The organism is Caldimonas thermodepolymerans (assembly GCF_015476235.1).
Lineage (GTDB): Bacteria > Pseudomonadota > Gammaproteobacteria > Burkholderiales > Burkholderiaceae_C > Caldimonas > Caldimonas thermodepolymerans.
The window spans coordinates 2,406,266-2,420,579 of sequence record NZ_CP064338.1; the positions used below are offsets into that span (position 1 = coordinate 2,406,266).

Annotated in this window: 13 protein-coding genes; all 13 read right to left on the bottom strand. The window is 66.4% G+C overall.

The annotated features are described in order from the left end of the window. Nucleotides 1-7: 7 nt before the first annotated feature. Entirely contained in the window at nt 8-1,492 is a 1,485-nt protein-coding gene (gene nuoN, locus IS481_RS11265; protein ID WP_104358620.1) for an NADH-quinone oxidoreductase subunit NuoN, read from the bottom strand. Nucleotides 1,493-1,508: 16 nt separating this feature from the next. Next, a complete protein-coding gene (locus IS481_RS11270; protein WP_104358621.1) occupies nt 1,509-2,981 on the bottom strand; it encodes an NADH-quinone oxidoreductase subunit M in 1,473 nt (490 codons plus the stop codon). Between the two features lie 16 nt (nt 2,982-2,997). Continuing rightward, on the bottom strand, nt 2,998-5,031 hold the full coding sequence (gene nuoL, locus IS481_RS11275; RefSeq protein ID WP_104358622.1) for an NADH-quinone oxidoreductase subunit L: 2,034 nt from the start codon (nt 5,029-5,031) through the stop codon (nt 2,998-3,000). A gap of 12 nt (nt 5,032-5,043) precedes the next feature. After that, a complete protein-coding gene (gene nuoK / locus IS481_RS11280; protein WP_104358623.1) occupies nt 5,044-5,352 on the bottom strand; it encodes an NADH-quinone oxidoreductase subunit NuoK in 309 nt (102 codons plus the stop codon). Then, nucleotides 5,349-5,996 carry an NADH-quinone oxidoreductase subunit J gene (locus IS481_RS11285; protein WP_104358624.1) on the bottom strand — a complete coding sequence of 216 codons (648 nt, stop codon included), beginning with the start codon at nt 5,994-5,996 and terminating at the stop codon, nt 5,349-5,351. The genes nuoK and IS481_RS11285 overlap by 4 nt, the downstream gene beginning before the upstream one ends. 60 nt (nt 5,997-6,056) lie before the next feature. Then, on the bottom strand, nt 6,057-6,554 hold the full coding sequence (gene nuoI, locus IS481_RS11290; RefSeq protein WP_104358658.1) for an NADH-quinone oxidoreductase subunit NuoI: 498 nt from the start codon (nt 6,552-6,554) through the stop codon (nt 6,057-6,059). Between the two features lie 26 nt (nt 6,555-6,580). Continuing rightward, the gene (gene nuoH, locus IS481_RS11295) at nt 6,581-7,639 is read right to left on the bottom strand and encodes an NADH-quinone oxidoreductase subunit NuoH (protein ID WP_104358625.1); all 1,059 of its coding nucleotides are present in this window, start codon (nt 7,637-7,639) and stop codon (nt 6,581-6,583) included. Nucleotides 7,640-7,655: 16 nt separating this feature from the next. Continuing rightward, the gene (gene nuoG / locus IS481_RS11300) at nt 7,656-9,968 is read right to left on the bottom strand and encodes an NADH-quinone oxidoreductase subunit NuoG (protein WP_104358626.1); all 2,313 of its coding nucleotides are present in this window, start codon (nt 9,966-9,968) and stop codon (nt 7,656-7,658) included. A 20-nt stretch (nt 9,969-9,988) separates the two neighbouring features. Continuing rightward, nucleotides 9,989-11,332 carry an NADH-quinone oxidoreductase subunit NuoF gene (gene nuoF / locus IS481_RS11305; RefSeq protein ID WP_104358627.1) on the bottom strand — a complete coding sequence of 448 codons (1,344 nt, stop codon included), beginning with the start codon at nt 11,330-11,332 and terminating at the stop codon, nt 9,989-9,991. Then, entirely contained in the window at nt 11,332-11,829 is a 498-nt protein-coding gene (gene nuoE, locus IS481_RS11310) for an NADH-quinone oxidoreductase subunit NuoE (protein WP_104358628.1), read from the bottom strand. Before nuoE ends, nuoF begins: the two co-directional genes overlap by 1 nt. Next, nucleotides 11,826-13,079: an NADH-quinone oxidoreductase subunit D gene (locus IS481_RS11315; RefSeq protein WP_104358629.1), complete on the bottom strand. Its 1,254-nt coding sequence runs from the start codon at nt 13,077-13,079 to the stop codon at nt 11,826-11,828. The genes nuoE and IS481_RS11315 overlap by 4 nt, the downstream gene beginning before the upstream one ends. A gap of 132 nt (nt 13,080-13,211) precedes the next feature. After that, nucleotides 13,212-13,808, bottom strand: coding sequence for an NADH-quinone oxidoreductase subunit C (locus tag IS481_RS11320; RefSeq protein WP_104358659.1), 597 nt, complete (start codon nt 13,806-13,808; stop codon nt 13,212-13,214). A gap of 15 nt (nt 13,809-13,823) precedes the next feature. Then, nucleotides 13,824-14,300: a NuoB/complex I 20 kDa subunit family protein gene (locus IS481_RS11325; protein WP_104358630.1), complete on the bottom strand. Its 477-nt coding sequence runs from the start codon at nt 14,298-14,300 to the stop codon at nt 13,824-13,826. Nucleotides 14,301-14,314: the final 14 nt, after the last annotated feature.

Below are 14,314 nucleotides of genomic sequence, written 5' to 3' on the forward strand. Positions count from 1 at the left end.
GCGGCCATCACCCCGCCAGCGCCTGGCTGATGGCCTGCGTGCACCACGCCATCAGGCCACCCGGCAGCAGGCCCAGCACCAGCACGGCCAGGCCGTTGAGCGACATCATCGCGCGGGCGTCGCCGCTGGCCGTGATCGGGGCGGCCGCGTCCGCCGGCGCGTCGAAGTACATCACCTTGACGACGCGCAGGTAGTAGAAGGCACCGATCAGCGACAGCAGCACCGCCGCGATCGCCAGCCCGATGTACAGCGGCTGGGCGGTGGCCACCAGCGCCTGCAACACGGCCAGCTTGGCGTAGAAGCCGACCGCCGGCGGCACGCCGGCCAGCGAGAACATGAAGATCGCCATCACCGCGGCATACCAGGGGCTGCGCTGGTTCAGGCCCTTCAGGTCGGCGATCTCGTCGGACTCGAAGCCCTCGCGTGCCAGCAGCGCCACCAGGCCGAAGGTGCCCAGCGTGGTCAGCACGTAGGTGACGGTGTAGAACAGCGCCGAGCTGTAGGCGTTGGTCGCGGCTTCGGGGTCGTCCGGCATCACCCCGCAGGCCAGGCCCAGCAGCACGAAGCCCATCTGGCCGATGGTCGAGTACGCCAGCATGCGCTTCAGGTTGGTCTGCGCGATCGCGACCAGGTTGCCGATCACCAGCGAGGCCACGGCCAGCACGATCAGCATCTGCTGCCAGTCGACCGCCAGCGCCGCCATGCCCTCGACCAGCAGGCGGAACGCCATCGCGAAGCCGGCCAGCTGCGGTGCGCCGGAGATCAGCAGCGTCACGGCGGTCGGCGCGCCCTGGTAGACGTCGGGCACCCACATGTGGAACGGCACCGCGGCGAGCTTGAACGCCAAGCCGGCCACGACGAACACCACGCCGAAGACCAGCACCTCGTTCTTCATGCCGCCCGCGCCGATGGCCTGCAGCACCGTGCCCAGCTCCAGCGAGCCGGTGGCGCCGTACATCATCGACAGGCCGTACAGCAGGAAGCCGCTGGCCAGCGCGCCGAGCACGAAGTACTTCATCGCCGCCTCGGTGGCCGGGATGTCGTCGCGGCGCAGCGCCACCAGGGCATACAGCGACAGCGACATCAGTTCCAGGCCGAGGTAGATGGTCAGGAAGTTGTTCGCCGAGATCAGCACCATGATGCCCAGCAGCGAGAACAGGCTGAGCGTGAACAGCTCCCCCTTGAGCATGCCGCGGTCGGCCGCGTACGGGCGGGCGTAGACCAGCGACACCAAGGTCGCGATGGTGGCGCACAGCTCCAGCATGTTGCCCATCGGGTCGCTGACCACCATGCCCTGCATGCCGTAGACGGTGACGCCGTCGGTCACGTAGGACAGCTGCAGTGCCCCCAGGACCACGAGCGACAGCAGCGTCAGCACGTAGGTCGGGGTGCGGCGGGGATCGGTGACGAAGAGGTCCACCAGCGCGACCACGCAGGTCAGCACCAGCAGCAGGATCTCGGGATAGATGGCAAGCCAGTTCATGTCGTTCATTGCGGTGGCCTCGTCGTCAGGGAAGCTTGGTCTGGGCCACGTGCTGCAGCAGGTCGACCACCGAGTGGTGCATCACGTCGGTGAAGGGTTTGGGATACAGGCCCATCCAGAGCACTGCGATCGCCAGCACCGCGAGCATGAAGAACTCGCGCTTGTTCAGGTCGGCGAGCTCGCGCACGTTGTCGTTGGCCACCGGGCCGAAGTAGACGCGCTTGACCATCCACAGCGTGTAGGCCGCACCGAAGATCAGGGTCGTCGCGGCCAGCGCGCCGAGCCAGAAGTTCACCTTCACGGTGCCGAGGATCACCATCCACTCGCCGACGAAGCCGGCCGTGCCCGGCAGGCCGCAGTTGGCCATCGCGAACAGCACGGCGAAGGCCGCGAACTTCGGCATGGTGTTGACCACCCCGCCATAAGCGGCGATCTCGCGCGAGTGCACGCGGTCGTACAGCACGCCGATGCACAGGAACATCGCGCCCGAGACGAAGCCGTGGGCGATCATCTGCACGATGGCGCCGGAGACGGCCAGCTCGTTGAACATGAAGAAGCCCAGGGTCACGAAGCCCATGTGCGCGACCGACGAGTAGGCCACCAGCTTCTTCATGTCCTGCTGCACCAGCGCGACCAGGCCGATGTAGACCACGGCGACCAGCGACAGCGCGACCATCAGCCAAGTCAGCTCGCGCGCGGCGTCAGGCACGATGGGCAGCGAGAAGCGCAGGAAGCCGTAGGCACCCAGCTTCAGCATGATGGCAGCCAGCACCACCGAGCCGCCGGTCGGCGCCTCGACGTGGGCATCCGGCAGCCAGGTGTGCACCGGCCACATCGGCACCTTGACCGCGAAGGCCAGGAAGAACGCCAGGAACACCAGCGTCTGCGCCGTCATCGGCAGCGGCAACTGGTGCCATTCGAGGATGTCGAAGCTGCCGGACTGGTAATACAGGTAGGCCAACGCCACCAGCATCAGCAGCGAGCCAAGCAGCGTGTACAGGAAGAACTTGAACGCCGCGTAGACCCGGCGCGGGCCGCCCCAGATGCCGATGATGATGTACATCGGGATCAGCGTGGCCTCGAAGAAGACGTAGAACAGCAGGCCGTCCAGCGCGGAGAACACGCCGATCATCAGGCCCGAAAGGAGCAGGAACGCGCCCATGTACTGGTTGACGCGCTCGGTGATCACCTCCCAGCCGGCGATCACGACGATCACCGTGATGAAGGCGGTCAGCAGCACGAACCAGACCGAGATGCCGTCCACGCCCAGCTTGTAGTGGACGTTGAAGCGCTCGATCCACACCGCATCCTCGACGAACTGCATCGCCGAGGTGGCGGCATTGAAGTCGCTGATCAGCGGCAGCGTGACGAACAGGCCCAGCAGCGAGCCGATCAGGGCCAGCCAGCGCACCGCGTTGGCATGTTGATCGCGGCCCAGGGCCAGGAGCACGACCCCGAAAAAGACGGGGGTCCAGATCGCGAGGCTCAGGAGACTCATGTGTCGTTACCTCGCTTCAGGCGCCGGTGATGCCACGCAGGAAGCCCTGCAGGTACGGCCACAGTTGCCACGTCATCAACACGAAGATGCCGATGATCATCACGAGGGCATAGTGATAGATGTAACCCGACTGGAACAGGCGCACCACCGAGGCGCCCCAGCCGACCAGCTTGGCGGAGCCGTTGATCACGAGGCCGTCGATCAGGCCGGCATCGCCGCCCTTCCACAGCCCCCGCCCGATCAGGCGCGCGCCAGCGGCGATGACGTTCTCGTTGATCCAGTCCATGTAGTACTTGTTCTCCATGATGCGCACCAGGAAGCCCAGGCGCTGGCGCAGCATCGCCGGGATGCCCGGCCTGACCATGTAGAACACGTACGCCACCACCACGCCGGCCAGCGCCAGCCAGAACGGCGGCAGCGTCAGGCCGTGCAGCGCCATCGCCACCGCACCATGGAAGTGCTCGGCCAGCTCGGCCATCGCCGGGTGCCTGGCGGTGTCGACGAAGATGGCGTCCTTCAGGAAGTCGCCGTACAGCATCGGCTGGATGGTCAGGAAGCCGATCACCACGGACGGCACCGCCAGCAGCAGCAGCGGCGCGGTGACGACCCACGGCGACTCGTGGGGCTCGTGGTGTTCGTCATCGTGGCCGTGCGCATGGTCGTCCTCGGGCGGGAACGGCTTGTGGCGGAAGCGCTCCTCGCCGTGGAAGACCAGGAAGTACATGCGGAACGAGTAGAACGCCGTCACGAACACGCCGACCACCACCGCGAAGTAGGCGAAGCCCGCGCCCGGGAGCTGGCTCGCATGGACCGCCTCGATGATCGAGTCCTTCGAGTAGAAGCCCGAGAAGAACGGCGTGCCGATCAACGCCAGCGAGCCGATCAGCGAGGTGATCCAAGTCAGCGGCATGTACTTGCGCAGCCCGCCCATGTTGCGGATGTCCTGGTCGTGGTGCATGCCGATGATCACCGAGCCCGCGGCCAGGAACAGCAGCGCCTTGAAGAACGCGTGCGTCATCAGGTGGAACACCGCCACCGAGTAGGCCGACACGCCCAGCGCCACCGTCATGTAGCCCAGCTGCGACAGCGTCGAGTACGCGACGACGCGCTTGATGTCGTTCTGGATGATGCCGAGGAAGCCCATGAACAGCGCCGTGATCGCGCCGATCACCAGCACGAAGTTCAGTGCGGTGTCCGACAGCTCGAACAGCGGCGACATGCGCGCGACCATGAAGATGCCCGCGGTCACCATGGTCGCCGCGTGGATCAGCGCCGAGATCGGGGTCGGGCCCTCCATCGAGTCAGGCAGCCACACGTGCAGCGGAAACTGGGCCGACTTGCCCATCGCGCCGATGAACAGGCAGATGCAGGTCACCGTGACCAGCATCCAGTCGGTGCCCGGGAAGGTCAGCGCGGCCAGCTCGCCGGCCTTGGCGAAGGTTTCGGTGTAGTTCAGCGTGCCGGCGTAGGCGACGATCAGGCCGATGCCGAGGATGAAGCCGAAGTCACCCACCCGGTTGACCAGGAAGGCCTTGAGGTTCGCGAAGATCGCCGAGGGCTTCTTGAACCAGAAGCCGATCAGCAGGTACGACACCAGGCCCACCGCCTCCCAGCCGAAGAACAACTGCAGGAAGTTGTTGCTCATCACGAGCATCAACATCGAGAAGGTGAACAGCGAGATGTAGGAGAAGAAGCGCTGGTAGCCCGGGTCGTCCTCCATGTAGCCGATGGTATAGATGTGCACCATCAGCGACACGAAGGTCACCACGCACATCATCATGGCCGACAGGCCGTCGATCATGAAGCCGACTTCCATCTTCAGGTCGCCGACGACCATCCATTCGTAGACGGTCTCGTTGAAGCGCGCCCCGTCGACGGCCACCGCCTTCAGCACCATGGCCGACAGCACGAAGGCGACGAAGACCCCGAGGATGGTGATCGCATGCGCGCCGCGGCGTCCGACGTACTTGCCGAACAGGCCCGCCACGATGGCGCCCACCAGCGGCGCCACCGGCACCGCGACCAGCATGTTCTGTGAGAGCTGACTCATTGTTCTGACGGGTTAGCCTTTGAGGGTGTCGAGCTCGACCACATCGATGGAGGAGCGGCTGCGGAACAGCGCGACGAGGATCGCCAGACCGATGGCCGACTCGGCGGCGGCCACCGTCAGGATGAAGAACACGAACACCTGGCCGGCCATGTCACCCAGGTAATGGGAGAAGGCCACGAAGTTCAGGTTGACCGCCAGCAGCATCAGCTCGATGCACATCAGCAGCACGATCAGGTTCTTGCGGTTCATGAAGATGCCGATCACCGACATCGCGAACAGGACCGCGCCCAGCGACAGGTAGTGTCCGAGGGTGAGGGTCATGCCTGGCCTCCCGTGGGGGTCTGGTTGTCTGCCGGCGCGACCGCGCGCTGCACTTCAGGCTGCATCGAGACGATGCGCAGTCGATCCGCCTTCTTGACCTTGACCTGCCGGGACGGGTCGACGTAGCGCGAGTCCTTGCGCTTGCGCATCGTCAGCGCGATGGCCGAGACGATGCCCACCAGCAGGATCACCGCCGCGATCTGCAGCGGGTACAGGTAGTTCGTGTACATCTCGATGCCCAGCAGCTTGCTGTTGCCCAGCTCGACCTGCTCGGAGGTGGGCGCCGGCGCCTCGGCGACATCGAAGCCACCCAGCAGCACGACCGCCATCTCGACCGCGATCACCAGGCCGATGATGCCGGCCAGCGGGAAGTGCTTCCAGAAGCCTTGCCGCAGCGCGTCGGTGTTGAAGTCCAGCATCATCACGACGAACAGGAACAGCACCATCACGGCGCCGACGTAGACGAGCACCAGGGAGATGGCGAGGAACTCGGCCTTCAGCAGCATCCACACGCAGGCGGCGTTGAAGAAGGCCAGCACCAGGAAGAGCGCCGCATGCACGGTGCTGCGGGCGGTGATCACGCGAAACGCTGCGAACAGCAGGATCGCGGAGAACACGTAAAAGAGCGCGGTCGTGGTTTCCATGTCTTTCTCGGGTTGCAGGCCGCTTCCGGGAAGCAGCCCCGTCGCGTGGGAGCAGGCGCCTTACCGGTACTTGGCGTCCGCCTCCTTGCTGGCCGCAATCTCCTTCTCGTATCGGTCGCCGATGGCCAGCAGCATCTCCTTGGTGAAGTAGAGATCGCCGCGCTTCTCGCCGTGGTACTCGAAGATGTTGGTTTCGACGATGGAGTCGACCGGGCAGCTTTCCTCGCAGAAGCCGCAGAAGATGCACTTGGTCAGGTCGATGTCGTAGCGCGTGGTACGACGGCTGCCGTCCTCGCGCACCTGCGACTCGATCGTGATCGCCATGGCCGGGCACACCGCCTCGCACAGCTTGCAGGCGATGCAGCGCTCCTCGCCGTTCTCGTAGCGGCGCAGCGCGTGCAGGCCGCGGAAGCGCGGCGACAGCGGGGTCTTCTCTTCCGGGTACTGCACGGTGATGTGCGGCGACAGGAAGTGGCGCCCGGTCAGGGCCAGACCCTTGAACAGCTCCGTGAGCATGAAGCTGTTGAGGAAGTCCTTGATGGAAGCGACAGCGGACATGGTCATTTACCTCTCGGTGTCCGGGCTCAGTTCCAGATGTTCCAGGACGACTGGATCCACAGGCCGACCAGCACCAGCCACACCAGCGTCACCGGGATGAAGATCTTCCAGCCCAGGCGCATGATCTGGTCGTAGCGGAAGCGCGGGAAGGTCGAGCGCACCCACAGGAACAGCGTGACGACGACGAAGGTCTTGATGCCCAGCCAGATCCAGCCGGGGATGAAGTCCAGGAAGGCAAACGGAGGCAGCCAGCCGCCCAGGAACATCAGCGAGGCGATCGCCGACACCAGGATCATGTTGGCGTACTCGGCCAGGAAGAACATCGCGAACGACATGCCCGAGTACTCGATCATGTGGCCGGCCACGATCTCGGACTCGCCTTCGACCACGTCGAACGGGTGGCGGTTGGTCTCGGCGATGCCCGAGATGACGTAGACCACGAAGATGGGCAGCAGCGGCAGCCAGTTCCAGGACAGGAAGTTCAGGCCCATTTCGGCGAAGCGGCCGGCGGCCTGCCCCATCACGATCTCGGTGATGTTCAGGCTGCCCGAGACCATCAGCACGACCACGAAGGCGAAGCCCATCGCGATCTCGTACGACACCATCTGCGCCGAGGCGCGCAGCGCGCCGAGGAAGGCGTACTTGGAGTTCGACGACCAGCCGGCGATGATGATGCCGTACACCTCCAGCGAGGTGATCGCCATCAGGAACAGCAGGCCGGCGTTGATGTTGGACAGCGCGACCTCGGGGCCGAACGGGATCACGACCCAGGCCACCAGCGCCGGCATGATGGTCATGATCGGCGCCAGGTAGAACAGGCCCTTGTTGGCCGCGGTCGGGGCGATGATCTCCTTGAAGATCAGCTTCACCGCGTCCGCGATCGGCTGCAGCAGGCCGGCCGGGCCGACGCGGTTGGGGCCGGGGCGCACCTGGGTCCAGCCGATGGCCTTGCGCTCCCACAGCGTCAGGTAGGCCACGCAGATCATCAGCGGCAACACCAGCGCAACGATCTTGATCAGCGTCCAGACGACCGGCCAGAAGCCGCCCAGGGTCGATTCGCCGAAGGTGTTCAGGGTCTCGAGCATGCTTGCGCGTCCTTCGTCAGGCCTTGGTCACTTCGATCGCGCCGAACATGGCGCCCAGCCCGCTGGTCGCGGGATGGCCGGCCGGCACCCGCACGCAGTTGGCAGGCAGCCCCGGCTCCAGGCGCGCGGGCAGCAACGCGACCGCCTTGCCCTGCACCAGGCGCACCGGTTCGCCGTCCTTCAGGCCCAGCCGTTCCCACAGTGCGGCCGGCAGCCCGGCGACCGGCGGGCGCGCGTCGCGCGTGAGCTGCAGCGAACGCGCCCGACGCACGATCGGGTCGGTCGAGTAGATCGGCACTTCGGCGATGCGCTCGATGCCGCCCGGCGCGGCCGCCGGCTGCACCGCCACGTCGCAACGGTTGCTCAGGCGCGCCGGCAGCTGGGCCAGGTCGCCCAGTGCACGCGCCTTGACCTCTTCGGAGGTCTCGAAGTCGAAGCCCTGCAGGCCCAGCATGCTGCCCAGCACGCGCAGCACCTTCCAGGCCGGACGCGCCTCGCCCAGCGGCTTGACCACGCCGTAGAAGCTCTGCGCGCGGCCTTCGGCGTTGACGAACGTCCCGGAGGTTTCGGAGAACGGCGCGATCGGCAGCAGCACGTCGGCGTACTCGACGGCGCGGGTGCGGAACGCGCTCAGCGCGACCACCATCTCGGCCCCCTGCAGGGCGGCCAGCGCCGCGTTCGGGTCGGCCGCGTCCAGCTCGGGCTCGACGTTGAGCAGCAGGTAGGCCTTGAGCGACTGGCTCAGCATCTGGGCGGCGTTCAGCCCGCCCTGCTGCGGCAGCGCACCGACCAGCTGGGCGCCGACCGAGTTCGCGGCCTCGCCCAGGTAGCCGACCGAGGCGCCGGTCTGTTCGGCGATCCAGCCCGCCACCGCGAGCAGCGCGCTCGCCTGCGGATGTTGCGCGGCGGCGTTGCCCAGCAGCACGGCCTTGCGCTCGCCCGACAGCAGCGAGCGGGCCACCGCCACGGCGGCCTCCGTGGCTTGGCCGGCCACCGGGGCGGTCACGCCCTTCTCGGCCGCAACCGCAGCGGCAATGTCGGCCAGCGCCTGCAGCCAGCCGCTCGGGGCGACCGTGATGCGCGAGGCGATCGGCATCAGCCAGTCGTCCTCGACCGCATGCAGCGCGTGGATGCGGGCGCCGTGGCGCGCCGCCTGGCGCAGGCGCGCGGCGAACAGCGGGTGGTCCTTGCGCAGGAAGGAGCCGACCACCAGCGCGCCCTGCAGCGTCGACAGGCCGGCGATGGGCATGCCCAGCCAGCGGGCGCCCTCGCCCGTCGTGAAGTCGGCGTGGCGCAGGCGGTGGTCGACGTTGTCGCTGCCGAGCCCGCGCACCAGCTGCGCGAGCAGGTACAGCTCCTCGGCGGTGCTGTGGGCCGAGCCCAGAGCACCGATGGCCTGGGCCCCATGCTCGGACTGGATCTGCTTCAGGCCGTTGGCCACGTATTCGAGCGCGGTCTGCCAGTCGACGACCTTCCACTGGCCGCCCTGCTTGATCATCGGGGCGGTCAGGCGCTCGTCGCTGTTGAGCGCCTCGTACGAGAAGCGGTCACGGTCGGCCAGCCAGCACTCGTTGACCTCCTCGTTCTCGTACGGCAGCACGCGCATCACCTTGTTGCCCTTGACCTGCACGATCAGGTTGGCACCGGTGGAGTCATGCGGGCTGACCGACTTGCGGCGCGACAGCTCCCAGGTCCGGGCCGAATAGCGGAACGGCTTGCTCGTCAGGGCGCCGACCGGGCACAGGTCGATCATGTTGCCCGACAGCTCGGAGTCGATGGTCTCGTTCAGGAAGGTCGTGATCTCGGAGTGCTCGCCCCGGTTGATCATGCCCAGCTCCATCTGGCCGGCGATCTCCTGCCCGAAGCGCACGCAGCGCGTGCAGTGGATGCAGCGCGTCATCTCGGCCATCGAGACCAGCGGGCTGACCTCCTTGGGCATCACGACGCGCTTTTCCTCGGTGTAGCGCGAGGACGAGCCACCATAGCCGACGGCCAGGTCCTGCAGCTGGCATTCGCCGCCCTGGTCGCAGATCGGGCAGTCCAGCGGGTGGTTGATCAGCAGGAACTCCATCACCGCCTGCTGTGCCTTGACCGCCTTGTCGCTGCGGGTGCGCACGACCATGCCTTGCGTCACCGGCGTGGCGCAGGCGGGCATGGGCTTGGGCGCCTTCTCGACGTCGACCAGGCACATGCGGCAGTTGGCCGCGATGGAGAGCTTCTTGTGGTAGCAGAAGTGCGGGATGAAGGTGCCGGCCTTCTCGGCGGCATGCATCACCATGCTGCCTTCCGGCACTTCGACCTTCTGACCGTCCAGTTCGATTTCAACCATGGTGTCTCTTTCGCCGGCCGTCAGACGTAGGCCGGAACCATGCAGGACTTGTGTTCGACGTGGTGCTCGAACTCGTGGCGGAAATGCTTGAGCATCGCCCGCACCGGCATCGCCGCCGCGTCACCCAGCGCGCAGATGGTGCGCCCCTGGATGTTGTCGGCCACGGAGTTGAGCAGATCCAGGTCCTCGGGACGGCCACGGCCGTTCTCGATGCGCTCGACCATGCGCCACAGCCAGCCGGTGCCTTCGCGGCACGGGGTGCACTGGCCGCAGGACTCGTGCATGTAGAAGTAGGACAGTCGCAGCAGCGACTTGACCATGCAGCGGGTGTCGTCCATCACGATGACCGCGCCCGAGCCGAGCATCGAGCCCGCCTTGGCGATGGCGTCGTAGTCCATCGTCAGGTCCATCATGATGTCGGCCGGCAGCACCGGCGCCGACGAACCGCCCGGGATCACGGCCTTGAGCTGGCGCCCCTTGCGCACCCCGCCGGCCAGTTCCAGCAGCTTGGAGAACGGCGTGCCCAGCGGGATCTCGTAGTTGCCGGGACGCTCGACGTCGCCGACCACCGAGAAGATCTTGGTGCCGCCGGCGTTGGGCTTGCCGATGGCGAGATACGCCTCGCCGCCGTTGCGGATGATCCAGGGCACCGCGGCGAAGGTCTCGGTGTTGTTGATGGTGGTCGGCTTGCCGTACAGGCCGAAGCTGGCCGGGAACGGCGGCTTGAAGCGAGGCTGCCCCTTCTTGCCTTCCAGCGATTCGAGCAGCGCGGTTTCCTCGCCGCAGATGTAGGCCCCGAAGCCGTGGTGCGCGTGCAGCTGGAAGCTGAAGTCGCTGCCCAGGATGTTGTTGCCGAGGTAGCCCGCTGCGCGCGCTTCCTCGATGGCTTCCTCGAAGCGCTCGTAGACCTCGAAGATCTCGCCGTGGATGTAGTTGTAGCCCACGGTGATGCCCATCGCGTAGGCCGCGATGATCATGCCCTCGATGACGATGTGCGGGTTGTAGCGCAGGATGTCGCGGTCCTTGCAGGTTCCCGGCTCGCCCTCGTCGGAGTTGCAGACCAGGTACTTCTGCCCGGGGAACTGGCGCGGCATGAAGCTCCACTTCAGCCCGGTCGGGAAGCCTGCACCGCCACGGCCGCGCAACGCGGAGGCCTTGACCTCGACGATGACCTGGTCGGGCGTCATGCCCTGGCCGCCGTCCTTGCCGAGGATCTTGCGCAGCGCCTGGTAGCCGCCGCGGGCCTCGTAGTCCTTCAGGCGCCAGTTGCTGCCGTCGAGGCCGGCATAGATCTGCGGCTCGATGTGGCGCCCGTGGAAGCAGGTCTCGGCACCGGTGGCCTGGAATCTGGAGAGATCCAGCATCACTTCACCCCTTGCTTGGCAGCGGCACGCAGCGTCTCGACCAGTTCGTCGAGGCGCTCGTTGCTCATGAAGCTGCACATCTGGCGGTCGTTGACCAGCATCACCGGCGCGTCGGCGCAGGCGCCCAGGCATTCGCACTCGGCCACCGTGAACAGGCCGTCCGGCGTGGTGCCGCCCAGCTCGACGCCCAGCTTCTGCGCCAGGTACTCGGCCGCCTTCTTGCCGTCGCGCAGCTGGCACGGCAGGTTGGTGCAGACGTTCAGCTTGAACTTGCCGACCGGCTGCTGGTTGTACATGTTGTAGAACGTCACGACCTCGTGCACCGCGATCGGCGGCATGCCGAGGTAGTCGGCGACCTCCTTCTCGGCCTCCGGAGAGACCCAGCCCTGCTCCTGCTGCACGATGGACAGGCAGGCCATCACGGCCGACTGCTTCTGGTCGGGCGGGTACTTGGCGACCTCGCGGGCGAAGCGCTGCTTGGTGGCTTCAGAGATCATCGGTCAATCTCTCCGAACACGATATCCATGGTGCCGATCACGGCCACGGCATCGGCGATCATGTGGCCGCGCGACATCTCGTCCATCGCGGCAAGGTGGGCAAAGCCCGGGGCGCGGATCTTCAGGCGGTACGGCTTGTTCGCGCCGTCGCTGACCAGGTAGATGCCGAACTCGCCCTTCGGGTGCTCGACGGCTGCGTAGGCCTCACCTTCGGGCACGTGGAAGCCCTCGGTGAAGAGCTTGAAGTGGTGGATCAGCTCTTCCATGCTGGACTTCATCTCCAGTCGCGACGGCGGCGCCACCTTGTGGTTGTCGGTGATGACCGGACCAGGGTTCTTGCGCAGCCAGTCGACGCACTGCTTGATGATGCGGTTGGACTGGCGCATCTCCTCGACGCGCACCAGGTAACGGTCATAGCAGTCGCCGTTGGTGCCGACCGGCACGTCGAACTCGACGCGGTCGTAGACGTCGTACGGCTGCTTCTTGCGCAGGTCCCAGGCGATGCCCGAGCCGCGCAGCATCGGGCCGGTGAAGCCGAGGTTGAGGGCACGCTCGGGCGACACCACGCCGATGCCCACCGTGCGCTGCTTCCAGATGCGGTTGTCGGTCAGCAGCGTCTCGTACTCGTCGACGTGCTTGGGGAAACGGTTGGTGAAGTCCTCGATGAAGTCGAGCAGCGAGCCCTGGCGGTTCTCGTTGAGCTTGGCCACCACCTTCGGGCTGCGCACCTTCGAGGGCTTGTACTGCGGCATGCTGTCCGGCAGGTCGCGGTACACGCCGCCCGGACGGAAGTACGCCGCGTGCATGCGCGCGCCGGAGACCGCTTCGTACATGTCGAACAGGTCCTCGCGCTCGCGGAAGCAGTAGATGAGCATGTTCATCGCGCCGCAGTCCAGACCGTGCGCGCCCAGCCACAGCAGGTGGTTCAGCAGGCGGGTGATCTCGGCGAACATCACGCGGATGTACTGCGCGCGGATCGGCACCTCGATGCCCAGCAGCTTCTCGATCGCCAGGCAGTAGGCGTGCTCGTTGCACATCATGGACACGTAGTCGAGACGGTCCATGTACGGCAGCGACTGGATGAAGGTCTTGGACTCGGCCAGCTTCTCGGTGGCGCGGTGCAGCAGGCCGATGTGGGGGTCGGCACGCTGGATGACTTCGCCGTCGAGCTCGAGCACGAGGCGCAGCACGCCGTGCGCAGCCGGGTGCTGCGGGCCGAAGTTCAGGGTGTAGTTCTTGATTTCCGCCATTTCACTCTTCCATGGCACTCGGCCCGGCCGCCCGCGCCGCGCCCGCCTCGCCGACAGCGGCCCGGCCGTCACGACCGGGTGACGGATGCCGCTTCGAGGAACACGCCGCAGCGCGCAGGGACCGGTCCATCATCAGTGCAGGCCGCCGTAGTTTTCTTCGCGGATGATGCGCGGCGTGATCTCGCGCGGCTCGATCGTGACCGGCTGGTAGATCACGCGCCGTTGCTCCGCGTCGTAGCGCATTTCCACGTGGCCGCTGAGCGGGAAATCCTTGCGGAACGGGTGACCGATGAAGCCGTAGTCGGTCAGGATGCGGCGCAGGTCCAGGTGGCCTTCGAAGACGATGCCGAACAGGTCGAAGGCCTCGCGCTCGAACCAGTTGGCCGAGTTCCAGATCTCGTGGACCGACGGCACCATGGGCAGGTCGTCGTCCGGGCAGAACACCTTCAGGCGCAGGCGCCAGTTGTGGGTGATCGACAGCAGGTGCACGACGACGCAGAAACGCGGCCCTTCGTAGCGGCCGTCGCCATAGGTGGAGTAGTCCACGCCGCACAGGTCGATCAGCTGCTCGAAGCGCAGCTCGGGCGCATCGCGCAGCGTGCGGGCGACCTCGAGGTAATCGGCCGCGCCGACCGTGAGGGTCAGCTCGCCGCGGTCGGCGACAAGGCGCTTGACCTTGGCGCCCAGCACCGTCTCAAGCGCGTTCTGGAGGGTTTGGATCTTGCTCATGAGGCGGGCCATGCGTCAGCGGGCGATGGTGTTCTCGCGCCGGATCTTGCTCTGCAGCTGCAGGATGCCGTACAGCAGGGCCTCGGCGGTCGGCGGGCAGCCGGGGACGTAGACGTCGACCGGCACGATGCGGTCGCAGCCGCGCACCACCGAGTAGCTGTAGTGGTAGTAGCCGCCGCCGTTGGCGCACGAGCCCATCGACAGCACCCAGCGCGGCTCGGGCATCTGGTCGTACACCTTGCGCAGCGCCGGCGCCATCTTGTTGCACAGCGTGCCGGCCACGATCATCAGGTCGGACTGGCGCGGGCTCGGCCGGAACAGCATGCCGAAGCGGTCGATGTCGTAGCGGGCCGCGCCGGCGTGCATCATCTCCACGGCGCAGCAGGCCAGGCCGAAGGTCATCGGCCACAGCGAGCCGGTCTTCGACCAGTTGATCAGCTTGTCGGCCGTGGTGGTGATGAAGCCTTCCTTGAGGACGCCTTCGATACTCATAGCGGAACTCCTCG